Below are 17,372 nucleotides of genomic sequence, written 5' to 3'. Positions count from 1 at the left end.
CGCCCTGCACATGGATAAAAGTATTATACAGTACATTTTTTTACAGGGTCAATCGTTCATTTTTCCCCTCTTCGCCATTTTTCGAAAATTTTTGCGACTTCGTCTGTGAGAGGAATTTTTGACATCGGCTTTTTTTGTTGAATGTGCTTGACGTTCGTTGAAATATTTCGCTGCACCGCATCTACTTCAATCAATAATTCTCGGGCTGATTTGCGCAACGCCCCTTGACCGAAAATTGCCCATTGTTCCGTGTAGTCTGATGTAGCGACGTATACTTTTGTCCGAACTTGCTGGAGCGATTTCGCTAATTTCTCGATATGCTCATCAGCCGTTTCGTTTTCCTTTGTAAAAATGACCTCTACTTGATGATCGACATATTTTTTTGTTGTTCCTTGTACGAGGTGTGCATCGAAAACAATAATGACTTTACAACCGGTAAATGCTTGATATTCCGCCATTTTCTCGACAAGTCGGTCGCGCGCTAACGATAAATCTGTATCGCGCAACTCGCGCAGTTCTGGCCAGGCACCGATGATGTTGTAGCCATCAACGATTAAAATATCCATTTTACTCACCTAATGGATGTCGCTTTCGGTACACCTCATACATTAACAAGCTCGCCGCAACCGAGGCATTTAACGATGTGACATGTCCTATCATCGGCAAACGAACGAGCACATCGCATTTATCTCGTAATAAACGGCTTATTCCTTTCCCTTCACTACCGATAATTAAGGCTAACGGAATGACTCCATCAAGTTGACGATAATCTTGAGTTCCTTTTGCATCCGTTCCAAAAATCCAAACGCCCCGCTCTTTCAATTCATCAACCGTCCGCGCTAAGTTCGTTACACGCGCAACAGGCACATATTCAATCGCACCGGTTGACGCTTTCGCTACCGTTGCGGTTAAACCGACCGAACGCCGTTTCGGAATAATAATACCATGGGCACCTACCGCATCAGCTGTTCGCATAATCGATCCTAAATTGTGTGGGTCTTCAAGCTCATCCAAAATAATAAAAAACGGTGCTTCTTCTCTTTCTTCTGCCTTTTTAAATAAATCATCTATGTCATAGTATCGGTATGCAGCAACTTGCGCAATGACCCCTTGATGATTGCCGTCACTTAATTGATCCATCTTTTTTTTAGGAACATATTGTACCGTAATACCCATCTCTTTTGCGAGCTGAATGATCGATTGCATTTGACCACGTTGTGAGCCTTCAGCAATCCATATTTTATTCATTTCTCGTCCAGATTTTAATGCTTCTAACACCGGGTTTTTACCAATAATGAGATCCATCATTACTTCCTCCTTTCCTCATCGTTTTGATGTACATGTAACGCCAACTGCATTAATTGATGAAGTCGTTCTTCATTTCCGCTCAAAAAATGGTAACCGATTAATGCTTCGAGCCCTGTACTTTGACGGTACGTTTGTACATCTGTATTTTTCGGGGTACTCCCTGATTTTGCATTACGACCTCTTCGAACAATAGCCATTTCTTGCTCAGAAAGTTGGTTATGATTGAGCAACCATTGTAATACTTTCGCCTGCGCCTTCGCACAAACGTACGTTTTTGCTAAATTGTGTAAATCGTTTGGTTTTACTTTTCCTAAGGTCAGAAGGTGATGCCGTACGAATAATTCGTATACGGCATCACCAATGTAGGCTAACGTTAAACCGTTTAACTGCTGAAAATCTTTCATTTTGTTAAACAAATGCAACATCGTTTTATCCTCTTCTCCATCTCGTTCCTTGCGGTGTATCTTCTAAAATGATGTTTTTCGCTTTTAATTCATCGCGAATGCGGTCAGCTAAAGCGAAGTCGCGATTTTTTCGCGCTTCAATTCGCTGTTGGATAAGCGCTTCAATTTCTTCATCAAGCAACTCATCTTGTTGCAGTGAAAGACCAAGCACATCAAAAAGCTGTTCGAATTGTCGTAAAAACTTCTGAATAACCGCTTGCGACGTATGCTTCTCCATCAAATATACATTCGCTTGTTTTGCTAGTTCAAACAGCACAGCGATCCCGTTCGCTGTATTAAAATCATCATCCATTTCGCGAATAAACTCGTTTCTTAATTCCTCAATTTTTGCTAGCCATTGTTCATCGTTTGTCGTTAAATTCGTGCTACTTTCTAAACGGTGTTTTAAGTTCGCATATGCAGTCTTTAAGCGCTCCAACCCGCTTCTTGCACTTTCAAGCAACGGTTGGCTATAGTTGATCGGATGGCGATAATGAACCGAAAGCATAAAGAAACGTAGCACTTGCGGATCAACTTGCTTAATAATATCGTGCACTAAAATAAAGTTCCCAAGCGATTTTGACATCTTTTCATTATCGATATTAATGTAGCCGTTATGCAACCAATATTTCGCAAAAGGCTTTCCTGTTAACGCCTCAGATTGGGCAATTTCATTTTCGTGGTGCGGGAACGTTAAATCTTGTCCCCCAGCATGAATATCAATCGTATCCCCTAAATATTTACGTGCCATCGCGGAGCATTCGATATGCCAGCCCGGACGACCTTTCCCCCATGGACTATCCCAATAAATTTCTCCTTCTTTTGCCGCTTTCCATAAAGCAAAATCAAGAGGGTCTTCTTTTTTCTCTCCTACTTCAATACGAGCACCTGATTTTAATTCATCAATCGATTGATGCGATAGCTTCCCATAATCAGAGAAACGGCGCGTTCGGTAATATACATCACCATCAACTTCATACGCATATCCTTTTTCGATCAGTTGTTCAATAAATTGAATAATTGTATCAATGTTTTCGGTGACACGCGGATGGACGTCCGCTTTTTTGCAACCGAGTGCTGTAATATCTTCAAAGTACGCCTCAATAAACCGTTCTGCAATGGTCGGTACATCTTCACCTAATTCCCTTGCTGCTCGAATCAATTTATCGTCTACATCCGTGAAATTCGAGACGTATTGCACTTCATAGCCACGAAATTGTAAGTAGCGGCGAATCGTATCGAATACGATAGCTGGGCGAGCGTTTCCAATATGAATGTAGTTGTATACTGTTGGACCACATACGTACATTTTCACTTTATTTGGCTCTAACGGGATAAACGGTTCTTTTTTTCTCGTCAACGTATTATACACTTGAATGCTCATGGTTCACCGTTCCTTTCTTTAGTTCTTCTAATTGTGTTTTTAGTTGCTCGATTTCTGCTTCTAACTCTTTAAAACGATCTGCAATCGGATCCGGTAAATCACAATGATTTAAATCTTTATTCACACGCACGCCATTTTGCACAACAACGCGACCTGGAATTCCAACGACTGTTGAGTTCGGTGGCACATCTTTCAACACGACCGATCCGGCTCCAATTTTACTGTTTTCTCCAATAGTAATGGAACCAAGCACTTTGGCACCAGTCGCAATCAAACAATTATCTTTAATGGTCGGATGACGCTTTCCTTTTTCTTTCCCTGTTCCTCCAAGTGTGACGCCTTGATACACTGTCACGTTATCACCAATTTCGCACGTTTCTCCAATGACAACTCCCATACCATGATCGATGAAAAAGCGCCGACCGATCTTTGCGCCGGGATGAATTTCAATACCCGTAAAAAAGCGACTAATTTGCGAAATGAGGCGCGCTAAAAAATAAAATTTTCGCTTATAAAGCGCGTGGGCAATACGATGTGCCCAAATGGCATGTAAACCTGAGTACGTCAAAATAACCTCTAAACAACTTCTTGCTGCCGGATCTTGTTCGAAAATAACTTCAATATCTTCTTTTAATGTTTTAAACATATTGCTCCCCCCTTTGTTATTTTTCAAATAAAAAACGTCCCTGTGTACAATGACACAGAGACGCTTGGTTGCGCGGTTCCACTCTGTTTAGCCGAAGGCTCACTCTTGCCCTTATAACGGAAGGGGATCCGCTCCATTCTACTGCAGAACGTCTCTGGTTCGAAAGGAGGCTCCGAGGTGCATTTCAAAAGAATCAAACATAAACCACTTCCAGCCAAGGTGGTTCTCTCTGGCATGCTGATTCTTTTTACTTCTCCTCATCAACGCTTTCACCAATATAGGTTACACCTATTTTATTATATAAACGAGGAAATGTTAACGGATGAATTTTACTAATCGAGACAATACCGCTTCTTTTCCGAGCAAACGAATCACCTCTGGAAGTTCGGGACCGTGCGTTTGCCCTGTTACCGCCACACGAATCGGCATGAATAAGTTTTTCCCTTTTTGCCCCGTTTCTTTTTGTACCGCTTTAATGGCTGCTTTAATGTGGTCACTATCAAACGTTGCAAGCTGTTCCATTTGCTCGTAAAATGCTTTTAGTACATTCGGCACTTGTTCGCCAGCTAAAACAGCCTTTGCCTCTTCATCATACTCGATTTCTTGTTTAAAGAACAACTCTGACAGCTCAACAATTTCAGCGCCGTAGCTCATTTGCTCTTGATATAGTGCGATTAAATCACGAGCCCATTGTTTTTGTTCATCTGTCATTTGTTCTGGCAAGCGACCAGCTCGAACTAAATGTGGAAGTGATAGTTCCACTAACCGATCTAAATCAAGCTTTTTAATATATTGATTGTTCATCCATGTCAGCTTTTGTTTATCAAACATCGATGGCGATTTTGATAAACGGGACACATCAAACATGCGAATAAGCTCTTCTTTCGTGAAAATTTCTTCTTCTCCCTCTGGCGACCAACCTAATAGCGCAAAAAAGTTAAACATCGCTTCTGGTAAATATCCGAGTTCTTTATATTGAGAAACGAATTGAATAATTGACTCATCGCGCTTTGATAATTTTTTACGATTTTCATTTACAATTAATGTTAAATGTGCGTATTTTGGTGGCTTCCAACCGAAATATTCATACACCATTAACTGTTTCGGTGTGTTTGATAAATGTTCTTCACCGCGGAATACATGTGTAATTTTCATTAAATGATCGTCAATGACGACAGCGAAGTTGTACGTCGGGATGCCATTGGCCTTTACGATCACCCAATCGCCAATATCTTTCGATTCAAATGATACACGACCGCGCACCATATCTTCAAATTCATATACTTTTCCTTCCGGTACTTTTAAACGAATCGTATACGGTTTTCCTTCAGATTCAAGCTGTTGAACTTGCTCTGGCGTTAAATGACGGCATTTGCCACTATATTGCGGTGCCGCAATGCCCGCCGCTTTTTGTGCCTCACGCTCTTGCTCTAGCTCCTCAGGCGTACAAAAACATTTATACGCATAGCCTTTTTCTAACAATTCGTTTGTATATTGGCGATAAATATGCAGACGCTCCGTTTGACGATAAGGACCATATCCTCCGTCTTTGTCTACCGATTCATCATATTCAATACCGAGCCATTTCAAGTTTTCAAGCTGTGATTGTTCGCCACCTTCTACATTCCGCTCAATATCTGTATCTTCAATGCGAACGATGAATTTCCCATGATGGTGACGAGCAAACAAATAGTTAAACAACGCTGTGCGCGCACCACCAATATGTAAATGACCCGTCGGACTTGGCGCGTAGCGCACCCTTACTTCCTGTGTCATGTCATGACCTCCATCTACCTAATTTCTGTACCTCATTGTACCGTAAACCGCATACAAAATCCATCATTCATTATTTTTTGTTTGAGTCAAGACTTTGTGGGAGATTTTTTTCTCGACCGATTTTTTTGGTTATATATGGTTTTATAAAATCGTTATATGTAAGCGCTTTTACTTACTCTCATCCTGTAGGTATGTGCGTTTTCTCTCGTTTTAAAAACCTTTCAATGCTTGCAATGCCTCGTAAATCGGTGTCCCTGAAGATTGGCGAAGGTATGGGATGTTATCTCGTACCACTTCTGTCATTTGCGTTTGCACGCGCTTCAGTGCCTTTTTCACGATCGTTTCTCGTTTCGTTTCTTCTCGTTCTTCCGCGCCATACATCACTCCATCGCGTGTCCGAATGAGTAACGTATCTTTTATCGCGACGATCGCTCGCAACATCGCTTCAATCCCTGCATCCCTCCAACTTCGACCGTTTTTACTTCGTTTCGCAAACACATGCATCGTTCCTTCCGCACTCCCCATCGCCCTCATGTTTGTCGTGTCAATCCCTTTTTCCTTCAACCATACGCGATAGTCACGCAAACATCCTGGCATCTCCTCGATTCGACGAACAAGCGCCTCGAGTTGCTTTTCCTTCTCCTCATGTTCTAACGTACCGATGGCACTTGTGAGTTCTCGTAACACACCTTCTTCATCCCATGATGCTAACTTCTTTCGAATCACCCGATATCTCGCATGACCTCGGAACAATTGACGAATCTCTCTTGCCACATGGAACCGATCAAGCTGAAAGTACCCCCTGTCCCCGAAATATTCTCGACACGCTGTAATCCATGGGGCTCCATCTCCATTGATGACCACCCAATCCTCAAACGGATCATAGCTGTATTCCTTCATCAGAAAATTCTCTACAGCTTCCCAAATCGGTTCATTCGTTTGATGAACCATATACCGTCGATTCACTAAGGATACGCGTTTCCCGTTTTTCTCCCATCCTTGGTGAATCGTGATGATCTTTTCTTCTTTTCCTTTGATGCGGCTTCGTTGACGTTTCACGTACAACCCGTCTGCTTCGATAAAAAACACGCGCCCTTTTTTCTCCATCGCACGGTGCCCTTCCACCTCTGCCTCGATGATGGACTGGCGAATCGTTTCGTGACTCATACATGCATACCCCACCAGCTTTTCAAGCGACTGCGCAGCCTGTCGATACGAAGAACCCGTCACGGCGAGATGAATCGCTGTCTCCTCTAATAGCGGACTCACTCCATGCGCCCCATCGAACTGGAGAAAGACATCGAGTAAAGACGTATACACCTTTTTTTCACGGTCAAAGTAGTAGTTTCGCTTCACTTCCACCTCTCCAAATAGCGTTTGGAGTCGGATCGTCCGCTTATCTTTGAGCGCATATCGTTTCTTGTCCCTCTGTTCTGCCAATGTGCGGTCGATCTCCTCCAACACCTGTTGAAGGAGATGACCATATTGTTTTTGCATATGTCTAAATAAAGACTGTTCGATCTCTTTTAATGTCAAGCCGTTTGTGATATAATCCTGCATGGGCTCCACTCCTTTCTTTGGTTGTATTTTTTTTTCACACTTACTACCTTACCAGGAGGAGAGCCCGTTTTTCATCTATTTTGCTTACATATCTGACAGGTTCCTTATTATACCAAATCAGGAACCTGTCTTTTTTTCTCCCACAAACATTTTACTCATACTTATTTTCACACTTACTACCTTACCAGGAGGAGAGCCCGTTTTTCATCTATTTTGCTTACATATCTGACAGGTTCCTTATTATACCAAATCAGGAACCTGTCTTTTTTTCTCCCACAAACATTTTACTCATACTTATTTTTTTGTAACAAAACAACAGCTTGTGCGGCAATTCCTTCCTCTCTCCCTGTGAAGCCAAGTTTTTCTGTTGTCGTCGCCTTGACGTTAACTTGTGAAATATCCCCTTCTAACAATTCAGCAATACGTTTTTGCATATTTGGAATATGTGGTGCCATTTTTGGTTTTTGCGCAATAATCGTACAGTCAACGTTAACAAGCGTATACCCGTGTTGACGAACAAGTTTCCATACGTGTTGTAAAAGTAGCGCAGAGTCAACGTCTTTGTATGCTTCATCTGTATCAGGGAAATGTTTTCCGATATCCCCTTCACCAATGGCTCCTAAACAAGCATCAGCAATCGCATGCAACAACACGTCCGCATCAGAATGTCCGAGCAATCCTTTCTCATACGGAATGTTGATTCCACCAATGATAAGCGGACGCCCTTCAGCAAACTGATGAACATCAAACCCTTGTCCAATTCGATACATCATCGATCCCCTCTCGCACGTAAAATCGCTTCCGCAAATAATAAATCTTCCGGTGTCGTTAGTTTAATGTTTGTATACTCACCTTCGACAATGACGACACGATGACCCATCCGCTCAACAAGACTGGCATCATCTGTTCCGATAAATCGCTCTTTTTTTGCCCGCTCATGGGCATTAAGAATTAATGACATGGAAAAAGCTTGTGGCGTTTGCACAGCCCACAAGCTCGATCGATCGACCGTTTTCTCAATATGGCCATCGACCACCTGTTTCATTGTATCCTTGACAGGAACAGCGAGCACAGCTGCTCCCGTCTCCTTTGTTGCATGCACAAGTTCGTGAATTTTCTTGATTGTTACAAACGGACGAGCACCGTCGTGAATGAGCACAATGTGACCATCGTTGACCACTTTTAGTCCGTTATAGACGCTCTGCTGTCTTTCTTCCCCTCCTGAAACAAGGGCATTCACTTTTTTTATTTCAAAACAATGAAGCATACGAACAAATTGGTCACGTTCTTGATCGTTAATAACTAACACAATACCTCGACAAAAATCATCTCTTTCAAATACACGTAACGTATGAATAATAACGGGTACTCCTTCAAGCTCAATAAACTGTTTATTTATTCCTGCATTCATTCGTTTTCCTTGACCAGCTGCCGGTATAACGACATGGTAATTCATTCTCCTATCTCCTAACAGCTTATAATGCTTTTTCAAGTAGTTTTATTTTAGCAAAAATCATTCTTCCAGCCGAAGTTTGTAACACGCTCGTTACAAGCACATCGACTCGTTTTCCGATATAGTCCTTCCCATCTTCTACAACGATCATCGTTCCGTCATCTAAATAAGCAACACCTTGATTTTGTTCTTTTCCGTCTTTAATGACGTGAACATTCAATTCTTCCCCCGGAAGAACGATTGGTTTTACCGCGTTCGCTAAGTCGTTAATATTTAATACGGGAACATTTTGTAGTTCGCATACTTTATTTAAATTAAAATCATTTGTCACAACAACCCCTGATGTCAATTGAGCCAATTTGACGAGCTTGCTGTCAACTTCCTGGATTCCTTCAAAGTCGCCTTCGTATATTTCAACGTTAATGGCTAACTCTTTTTGGATACGGTTTAAAATATCAAGCCCCCTCCGTCCACGATTTCTTTTTAGTGCATCCGAAGAATCAGCAATATGTTGCAATTCTTCTAGGACAAAACGAGGAATAACAATCGTCCCTTCCAAAAAGCCCGTCTGGCAAATATCCGCAATACGCCCGTCAATAATGACACTCGTATCTAAAATCTTTAGCGATTTTCCTTTTTTCTCCTCTTCTTCGCCACCTTTTTTCTTGCCACTTCGGTTTGACAACGAAAATAAGCCCATTAACTCATCGCGCTTTTTAAATCCGACTTGAAATCCTAAATATCCTAACAATAGCGTAAGAAAAATAGGCAATATCGTATTAACAAGCGGAATTTGAATAGAGTTTAATGGAATAATGACTAAAAAGGCTACAATCAAGCCGAAAATCAAACCGAGACTTCCAAATAATAAATCAGTTACAGGTGCTTTGACTAACGTTTCTTCCATCCAATGAATAAGTCCAACCACATGATCGACTAACCAGAACGTGAGAAGGAATACGATGATCGCACCAACTGGAGCCGCTACATATGGGCTATTGACATAAGGAAGATCGTTTAAATGTAACATTTTCAACAAAGTAGGAAAGAAAATAATTCCTAACATTCCCCCAGTAATTAAAAAAGATGCTTGCACAATTCGTTTTAACACGTTTTTCACCTCCTCTATTACATTATAAACAGTTTCCAATGTTTGAAACCAATCTGAACATCATTTTTAATCATTTTTTAATGGTTTTGTTAAAATATTGGACCATTTTTCCCTTCTCCTAATGCGTAGTATAGCGCCTCTTCGACATTAGCTATTCCGATGATTTCAACACCTTTTGGAATGTTCCACCCACCGATGTTGCTTTTCGGAATAATGATGCGCTGAAAGCCAAGTTTAGCAGCTTCTTGTACACGCTGTTCAATGCGGGAGACACGACGCACTTCCCCTGTTAATCCAACTTCCCCGATTACAACGTCCGTATGATTTGTCGGTTGATCTCGAAAGCTAGATGCAATGCTTACCGCAATCGCTAAGTCAATCGCAGGTTCATCTAACTTTATGCCACCAGCCACCTTTAAATATGCATCTTGGTTTTGAAGAAGCAGACCAACTCTTTTTTCAAGCACAGCCATTAGTAAAGATACGCGATTATGGTCTATTCCTGTCGCCATTCGACGTGGCGTTCCAAAGCTAGTTGGCGATACTAATGCTTGAATTTCCACTAATACCGGTCTTGTTCCCTCCATGGAAGCGACGACCGTTGAGCCAGCTGCACCTTTCGAACGCTCTTCTAAAAAAATTTCCGACGGGTTTTTGACTTCAGTAAGCCCCATTTCTTTCATTTCGAAAATACCGATTTCGTTTGTGGAACCGAATCGATTTTTCACTGCCCGTAAAATGCGATACGTATGATGACGCTCTCCCTCAAAATATAATACAGTATCAACCATATGTTCTAAAATGCGCGGTCCTGCAAGCGCTCCTTCTTTTGTAACATGCCCAACTATAAAAATCGCAATACCTTTTGTTTTAGCTAGTCTCATTAACTCTGCCGTACATTCACGAACTTGTGAAACGCTCCCTGGGGCCGATGTAATTTCTGATCGATATATCGTTTGGATGGAATCAATAACGACAAACGCTGGCTTCATCTCGTCAACCGTTTGGATAATATGTTCTAAGTTTGTTTCAGATAAAACGTATAAATGTTTAGCTGTCACATGCAACCGTTCAGCACGCAACTTCGTTTGTTTTACCGATTCTTCCCCCGAAATATATAAAACGGAGTAGTCATCGCTTGCAAGTTGAGCGCAAATTTGTAGCAACAACGTCGATTTCCCAATACCCGGATCCCCCCCAATCAAAACGAGAGAACCACGAACAATGCCGCCTCCTAACACGCGGTTAAATTCTGTAAACTTCGTATCAATTCTCGGCTCCTGCGTTGTTTCCACCGTTGTAATCGATACAGGTTTAGTTGTTCCACCTTCTGTATGCACAAATAATGCTCGGGTGTGTGGTTTTACTATTTCTGTTTCTTCAACCATCGCATTCCACGAATGGCACCCCGGACATTTCCCCATCCATTTCGCCGTTTCATATCCACAATGTTGGCAAACGAACTTTGTTTTCCGCTTAACCATAACTCCATTCCTTTCATGATGAAAAACAAGGTATGCGTGTAAGCATACCTTGTTTTCGTTATTTTACTGTCTCTTTTGTCAACACAACAAACTGTCCGTCCTTTACATCCATGACAACTTTTTGTCCGCTGCCGATTGTTCCTTTTAACAGTTCTTCAGATAAACGGTCTTCAACATGTTTTTGAATCGCGCGACGCAATGGACGTGCACCATATTCTAAATCGTAACCTTCTTCTGCTAATTTTTCAATTGCGGCATCGGTTAACTCTAAATCGATTTGTTGTTCTTGTAGGCGTTTTTTCAATTGCTCAACCATTAATGAAACAATTTCTTTCAAATGTTTCTTCTCAAGCGAATGGAACACAATAATTTCATCAATTCGGTTTAAAAATTCCGGACGAAACGCCTTTTTCAATTCGTCCATCACTTTCCCTTTCATATCTTTGTACTGTTGACTCTCGTCTTGCACATTGAAGCCAACGTATTTATTTCTCTTCAGCGCATCCGCACCAACGTTTGATGTCATAATAATGATCGTATTTCGGAAATCAACTGTCCGTCCTTTCGAATCCGTTAAACGCCCATCTTCTAATACTTGTAGTAAAATGTTAAATACGTCTGGATGAGCCTTTTCAATCTCATCTAATAAGATGACAGAATACGGCTTGCGACGAACTTTTTCCGTTAATTGTCCACCTTCTTCGTAGCCAACATATCCCGGAGGTGAACCGACAAGACGTGATGTCGAATGTTTCTCCATATATTCAGACATGTCAATTCGAATCATTGCATCTTCATCACCAAACATCGCTTCTGCAAGCGCACGGGCTAATTCTGTTTTCCCGACACCCGTCGGACCAAGGAAAATAAACGAACCGATTGGGCGTTTTGGATCTTTTAAGCCTGCACGGGCGCGACGAACTGCTTTTGCAACTGCTTTGACAGCTTCTTCTTGTCCAATCACACGGGAATGTAAAATTTCTTCTAGTTTTAACAACCGTTCTGTTTCTGTTTGAGCTAATTTGGAAACCGGGATTCCCGTCCAGCTAGATACAACAGCTGCGATGTCCTCTACAGTTACTTCGGAGTTTTCTTGACCTTGTTTCTCTTTCCATGCTCGTTTCGTTTCTTCAAGTTGTTCGCGCAATTTTTGTTCTGCATCTCGTAATGATGCTGCTTTTTCAAACTCCTGGCTTTGTACCGCTGCATCTTTTTCTTTACGAATTTCCTCAAGTTTTTGTTCAAGCTCTTTTAAATTTGGTGGTGTCGTAAACGAACGTAAACGTACTTTCGAGCAAGCTTCGTCAATTAAGTCAATTGCTTTATCTGGTAAAAATCGATCTGAAATGTAGCGATCTGAAAGCTTCACAGCTTGCTCAATTGCCTCATCTGAAATCGAAACGCGATGGTGAGCCTCATAACGATCTCGCAACCCTTTTAAAATTTGGATCGATTCTTCAACTGTTGGCTCACCAACATGAATTGGTTGAAAACGTCTTTCTAACGCCGCATCTTTTTCAATATATTTGCGATATTCATCCAATGTTGTTGCGCCAATACATTGCAACTCTCCACGTGCAAGAGACGGTTTTAAAATATTTGATGCATCAATAGCTCCCTCTGCGCCACCAGCTCCGATGAGCGTATGCAATTCGTCAATAAACAAAATGATATTTCCTGCTTGACGAATTTCATCCATCACTTTTTTCAAACGATCTTCAAATTCTCCACGATATTTTGTACCTGCCACGACCGTTCCCATGTCAAGCGTCATGACACGCTTATCACGAAGTGTTTCTGGCACTTCGTTATTGACAATTTGTTGAGCTAGTCCTTCGGCAATGGCTGTTTTTCCTACCCCTGGTTCCCCAATTAAAACAGGGTTATTTTTCGTTCTGCGGCTCAATACTTCGATCACACGTTGAATTTCTTTACTTCTTCCAATGACAGGGTCTAAACCGCCTTCGCGTGCGATCGCTGTTAAATCACGAGCTAAACTATCTAACGTCGGCGTATTCGCATGCGTTGCTCCCCCGTGATGTCCTGAGGCAGATTCGCTGCTTCCTAATAATTGAAGCACTTGCTGGCGAGCCTTATTTAAGCTTACTCCTAAATTATTTAAAACGCGTGCCGCTACACCTTCTCCTTCACGAATAAGGCCAAGTAAAATATGTTCTGTACCAACGTAAGAATGTCCAAGCTTTCTAGCTTCATCCATTGAAAGCTCAATCACTTTTTTGGCACGTGGCGTATAGTGGATCGTTTGCCCAACTTCATTTCCCCGTCCAATAAGCGATTCTACTTCTTTTTGAATTTTATCTGGCCCTAATCCGAGCGCCATAAGCGCTTTTGCTGCAATTCCTTCCCCTTCTCGAATAAGACCGAGCAAAATGTGCTCTGTTCCAATATTGTTATGCCCCAATCGAACCGCTTCCTCTTGCGCTAATGCTAACACTTTTTGTGCTCGTTCTGTAAAACGTCCGAACATCATTTTCATCAACCTCCTTTAATTCACTTCCATTGGTGTAATCGTTCACGAATGAGCGATGCACGACGAACATCACGTTCTTGCGGGCGTAATGCACCACCAGCATACTTTTGTAAAAAGCCGGGCTGCGTCAAAATCATTAGCTCCGTTAAAATTGTTTTTGGTACGTTCGTAATATATCCGAGATCGATGCCTAGTCGTACATCAGATAAACATTGGGCAGCCTCTTTTGAACCAATGATCCGGCTGTTCGTTAGCACACCGTAAGAACGATATACCTTATCTTCTAATTGTATGTTAGAAGTTTTGACTAATGCCTCACGCGACATTCGTTCTTGTTCAATTAGTTGACGAACAACTCCTGTTAAATCTTCAACAATATCCTCTTCACTTTTTCCAAGTGTAATTTGATTAGAAATTTGGAAAATGTTCCCCAACGCCTCACTACCTTCTCCATACGTGCCGCGAACAACTAGACCGAGCTGGTTGATCGCAGGAATCAATTGATTCATTTGTTGTGTTAACACAAGACCCGGTAAATGCATCATTACAGATGCTCGCAAACCTGTGCCGACATTCGTTGGACAGCTCGTCAAATAACCGTACTTTTCGTCGAAAGCGTAGTCAATATGTTGTTCAATCCAATCATCCAAAGCATTTGCCATTTTCAATGCTTCTTTCAGCTGAAAACCAGCAAATAAACATTGAATACGAATATGATCTTCCTCGTTGATCATAATACTTGCTTCTTCTTGTTCAGATAATAAACACGCACCAAACGTACAATCTTCAGCTAAATGAGGGCTAATTAAATGTTTTTCAACTAATACACGTTTTTCAATAGATTGTAATTCATTCATTTTTAATAAGAAAAAAGAACCGATACGATCGAAACTTTTTTGTGAAAATAATCGTTCAAACAACTGAACAATTTGCATTGCTTCCTCATTTGTAAATACCGTTGGGAACGGATATTTTCTCATATTTCTCGCTAAACGAATACGGCTACTAAGTACAATATCAGAATCTGGCCCCTCTTCATTCATCCATGGACTGAGAGCGCGTTGGAAAAACAAATGTTCATTCATATAATTAGGCGCCCCCTTCCGCATGTAATTCTGCTTCAAGTTCTCGAATTTGATCACGCACTTCAGCAGCTTTCTCAAATTGTTCTTTAGCAATAAGCTCCTGTAACATTTGTTTCAACTGCCCGATTTGCTTACGGACGTACAACGTACCTCCTACTCGCTTCGGAATTTTCCCCTCATGCGCTACATGTCCTCCATGTAACTTTCGAAAAATAGGTGGTAAATGGCTACGAAACGTTTCATAACAACTCGCACAACCAAAACGACCGACTTTAACGAATTGGGTGTATGTCATTTTACAACGCTCACATTGTAATATATGTTCATTGTGAAAAGAGGGAGCTTTTGGCTCTTTTAGTGATGCATCCATATTATTTAATAGTCCTGCAATTAAATTATTGATTGAAAAAGCTCCTTGATGCGGAAACATAAACATTTCGCCTTTTTCATGAGCGCATTGCTCACAAAGATGAAATTCTGTCTTCTCCCCATTAACAATTTTAGTGAAATGAAGCGTTGCTGGTCGTTGATTACACTCTTGACATATCAAAGTATTCACCCTCTCTACATATACTTTAACGATGTCAGCATCGCTTTTAATATGCGCGCACGCAACTCGTCACGATGAGGAAGGTCAAGAGATAAAACCGTGCGATCAATGATGCTTAACATCATATTCGCTTCTCGTTTTGAAATTACCTTTTCATCTAATAAGCGTTGAATAATATGTTCTCCATTTGTTTGACTAATTCTTTCTTGGACAAGTGACAATAAATGATCAATAAGCTGAGAAGTATTTTGATTTTTCACTTTCATTATGCGAATATAGCCGCCGCCACCTCGTTTACTCTCAACAATGTATCCTCTTTCTAACGTAAAGCGTGTGTTAATGACATAATTTATTTGCGAAGGAACACACTGAAACTTGTCTGCAATTTCGCTTCGTTTAATCTCAACGATATCTTTTCCGCTCATATTTAATACTTGTTTTAAATATTGCTCAATGACATCAGAGATATTCCTCACATAATCCCTCCTCTGCCAGTTGACTTTGACTATATTTGACTTTAATTTTAATATATACGGATTTCTTCAAAAATGCAAGGATTCCCTTCTTTTTCTTATATATTTTACCCATTGCATTCACGATATAAAACAAAAAGACCAAGACAAAATTTGTCTTGGTCTTTCCTTGCCCGGCAACGTCCTACTCTCGCAGGCGGTGTCCCGCCAACTACCATCGGCGCTGGAGAGCTTAACTTCCGTGTTCGGGATGGGAACGGGTGTGACCTCTCCGCCATCGTCACCGAGCAATATATTGAAGGATAATTCCTTCAAAACTAGATAACAGAACAGTCGCCTTCGCTTTTCTTGACTATGTCAAGAACCGTTCTCAGCTTTTCTTGATGTCTAGCTGCGGCTCCTAGCCCCTCGAACCACTTCAGTCCTGCTGTGGCGGCAACAGCCTCCTCGCAGGCCTTTCGCGTTCTTCGTGGCTGGACAGTCGCCTTCGCTTTTCTTGTGTGCTTAGTTAAGTCCTCGATCGATTAGTATCCGTCAGCTGCACGTGTCGCCACGCTTCCACCTCGGACCTATCTACCTTGTCATCTTCAAGGGATCTTACTCGCTTGACGCGATGGGAAATCTCATCTTGAGGGGGGCTTCACGCTTAGATGCTTTCAGCGCTTATCCCTTCCGCACATAGCTACCCAGCTGTGCTCCTGGCGGAACAACTGGTACACCAGCGGTGCGTCCATCCCGGTCCTCTCGTACTAAGGACAGCTCCTCTCAAATTTCCTACGCCCGCGACGGATAGGGACCGAACTGTCTCACGACGTTCTGAACCCAGCTCGCGTACCGCTTTAATGGGCGAACAGCCCAACCCTTGGGACCGACTACAGCCCCAGGATGCGATGAGCCGACATCGAGGTGCCAAACCTCCCCGTCGATGTGGACTCTTGGGGGAGATAAGCCTGTTATCCCCGGGGTAGCTTTTATCCGTTGAGCGATGGCCCTTCCATTCGGAACCACCGGATCACTAAGCCCGACTTTCGTCCCTGCTCGACTTGTAGGTCTCGCAGTCAAGCTCCCTTCTGCCTTTACACTCTTCGAATGATTTCCAACCATTCTGAGGGAACCTTTGGGCGCCTCCGTTACGCTTTGGGAGGCGACCGCCCCAGTCAAACTGCCCACCTGACACTGTCTCCCACCCCGATCAGGGGTGCGGGTTAGAATCTCAGTACGACAAGGGTGGTATCCCAACGGCGACTCCACCTAGACTGGCGTCCAGGCTTCTCAGTCTCCCACCTATGCTGTACATGTCGCACCAACATTCAATATCAGGCTGCAGTAAAGCTCCACGGGGTCTTTCCGTCCTGTCGCGGGTAACCTGCATCTTCACAGGTACTATGATTTCACCGGGTCTCTCGTTGAGACAGTGCCCAAGTCGTTACACCTTTCGTGCGGGTCGGAACTTACCCGACAAGGAATTTCGCTACCTTAGGACCGTTATAGTTACGGCCGCCGTTTACTGGGGCTTCGGTTCGCACCTTCGCTTGCGCTAAGCGCTCCCCTTAACCTTCCAGCACCGGGCAGGTGTCAGCCCCTATACTTCGCCTTACGGCTTCGCAG

At 42.4% G+C, this 17,372-nt stretch carries 15 protein-coding genes, 2 rRNA genes and 1 other annotated feature (1 of these 18 running past the window's edge); all 17 genes read right to left on the bottom strand.

From position 1 onward, the window contains the following. Positions 1 to 56 precede the first annotated feature (56 nt). Complete coding sequence (locus tag NST18_RS00530; RefSeq protein WP_004888634.1) at positions 57 to 566, bottom strand: NYN domain-containing protein; 510 nt, start codon at positions 564 to 566, stop codon at positions 57 to 59. A gap of 1 nt (position 567) precedes the next feature. Next, complete coding sequence (rlmB, locus tag NST18_RS00525; protein WP_004888633.1) at positions 568 to 1,305, bottom strand: 23S rRNA (guanosine(2251)-2'-O)-methyltransferase RlmB; 738 nt, start codon at positions 1,303 to 1,305, stop codon at positions 568 to 570. Between the two features lie 2 nt (positions 1,306 to 1,307). Continuing rightward, complete coding sequence (locus NST18_RS00520) at positions 1,308 to 1,733, bottom strand: Mini-ribonuclease 3 (RefSeq protein ID WP_004888631.1); 426 nt, start codon at positions 1,731 to 1,733, stop codon at positions 1,308 to 1,310. Between the two features lie 4 nt (positions 1,734 to 1,737). Next, positions 1,738 to 3,135: a cysteine--tRNA ligase gene (gene cysS, locus NST18_RS00515; RefSeq protein WP_004888629.1), complete on the bottom strand. Its 1,398-nt coding sequence runs from the start codon at positions 3,133 to 3,135 to the stop codon at positions 1,738 to 1,740. Further along, complete coding sequence (cysE, locus tag NST18_RS00510) at positions 3,116 to 3,781, bottom strand: serine O-acetyltransferase (RefSeq protein WP_004888627.1); 666 nt, start codon at positions 3,779 to 3,781, stop codon at positions 3,116 to 3,118. The genes cysS and cysE overlap by 20 nt, the downstream gene beginning before the upstream one ends. A 53-nt stretch (positions 3,782 to 3,834) precedes the next feature. Next, positions 3,835 to 4,054 (bottom strand) — a binding site (T-box leader). Between the two features lie 42 nt (positions 4,055 to 4,096). Continuing rightward, positions 4,097 to 5,557 carry a glutamate--tRNA ligase gene (gene gltX, locus NST18_RS00505; protein WP_004888626.1) on the bottom strand — a complete coding sequence of 487 codons (1,461 nt, stop codon included), beginning with the start codon at positions 5,555 to 5,557 and terminating at the stop codon, positions 4,097 to 4,099. Between the two features lie 210 nt (positions 5,558 to 5,767). Beyond that, positions 5,768 to 7,117 (bottom strand): ISLre2 family transposase, encoded by a 1,350-nt coding sequence (locus NST18_RS00500; protein WP_064214294.1) that lies wholly within the window; start codon positions 7,115 to 7,117, stop codon positions 5,768 to 5,770. Between the two features lie 284 nt (positions 7,118 to 7,401). After that, positions 7,402 to 7,887 (bottom strand): 2-C-methyl-D-erythritol 2,4-cyclodiphosphate synthase, encoded by a 486-nt coding sequence (gene ispF, locus NST18_RS00495; RefSeq protein WP_340721127.1) that lies wholly within the window; start codon positions 7,885 to 7,887, stop codon positions 7,402 to 7,404. Continuing rightward, positions 7,887 to 8,573 (bottom strand): 2-C-methyl-D-erythritol 4-phosphate cytidylyltransferase, encoded by a 687-nt coding sequence (gene ispD / locus NST18_RS00490; RefSeq protein ID WP_004888623.1) that lies wholly within the window; start codon positions 8,571 to 8,573, stop codon positions 7,887 to 7,889. Before ispD ends, ispF begins: the two co-directional genes overlap by 1 nt. Before the next feature lie 19 nt (positions 8,574 to 8,592). Then, positions 8,593 to 9,681, bottom strand: coding sequence for a PIN/TRAM domain-containing protein (locus NST18_RS00485; protein WP_004888622.1), 1,089 nt, complete (start codon positions 9,679 to 9,681; stop codon positions 8,593 to 8,595). Positions 9,682 to 9,770: 89 nt separating this feature from the next. Continuing rightward, complete coding sequence (gene radA, locus NST18_RS00480; protein ID WP_004888620.1) at positions 9,771 to 11,165, bottom strand: DNA repair protein RadA; 1,395 nt, start codon at positions 11,163 to 11,165, stop codon at positions 9,771 to 9,773. 58 nt (positions 11,166 to 11,223) lie between these two features. Then, entirely contained in the window at positions 11,224 to 13,656 is a 2,433-nt protein-coding gene (gene clpC, locus NST18_RS00475) for an ATP-dependent protease ATP-binding subunit ClpC (RefSeq protein ID WP_004888619.1), read from the bottom strand. A gap of 20 nt (positions 13,657 to 13,676) precedes the next feature. After that, complete coding sequence (locus NST18_RS00470; RefSeq protein WP_004888618.1) at positions 13,677 to 14,741, bottom strand: protein arginine kinase; 1,065 nt, start codon at positions 14,739 to 14,741, stop codon at positions 13,677 to 13,679. A 4-nt stretch (positions 14,742 to 14,745) separates the two neighbouring features. After that, positions 14,746 to 15,291, bottom strand: coding sequence for a UvrB/UvrC motif-containing protein (locus NST18_RS00465; RefSeq protein ID WP_004888616.1), 546 nt, complete (start codon positions 15,289 to 15,291; stop codon positions 14,746 to 14,748). 14 nt (positions 15,292 to 15,305) lie between these two features. Continuing rightward, a complete protein-coding gene (locus NST18_RS00460) occupies positions 15,306 to 15,767 on the bottom strand; it encodes a CtsR family transcriptional regulator (RefSeq protein ID WP_004888615.1) in 462 nt (153 codons plus the stop codon). 168 nt (positions 15,768 to 15,935) lie between these two features. Next, positions 15,936 to 16,052, bottom strand: a 5S ribosomal RNA gene (gene rrf, locus NST18_RS00455). A 216-nt stretch (positions 16,053 to 16,268) separates the two neighbouring features. Further along, a 23S ribosomal RNA gene (locus NST18_RS00450) occupies positions 16,269 to 17,372 on the bottom strand; it runs 1,822 nt beyond the window's last position.

Source organism: Anoxybacillus sp. FSL W8-0104, from assembly GCF_038004465.1.
In the GTDB taxonomy this organism is placed as follows: domain Bacteria; phylum Bacillota; class Bacilli; order Bacillales; family Anoxybacillaceae; genus Anoxybacillus; species Anoxybacillus flavithermus_G.
This window is presented reverse-complemented; position numbering and strand designations above follow the sequence as displayed.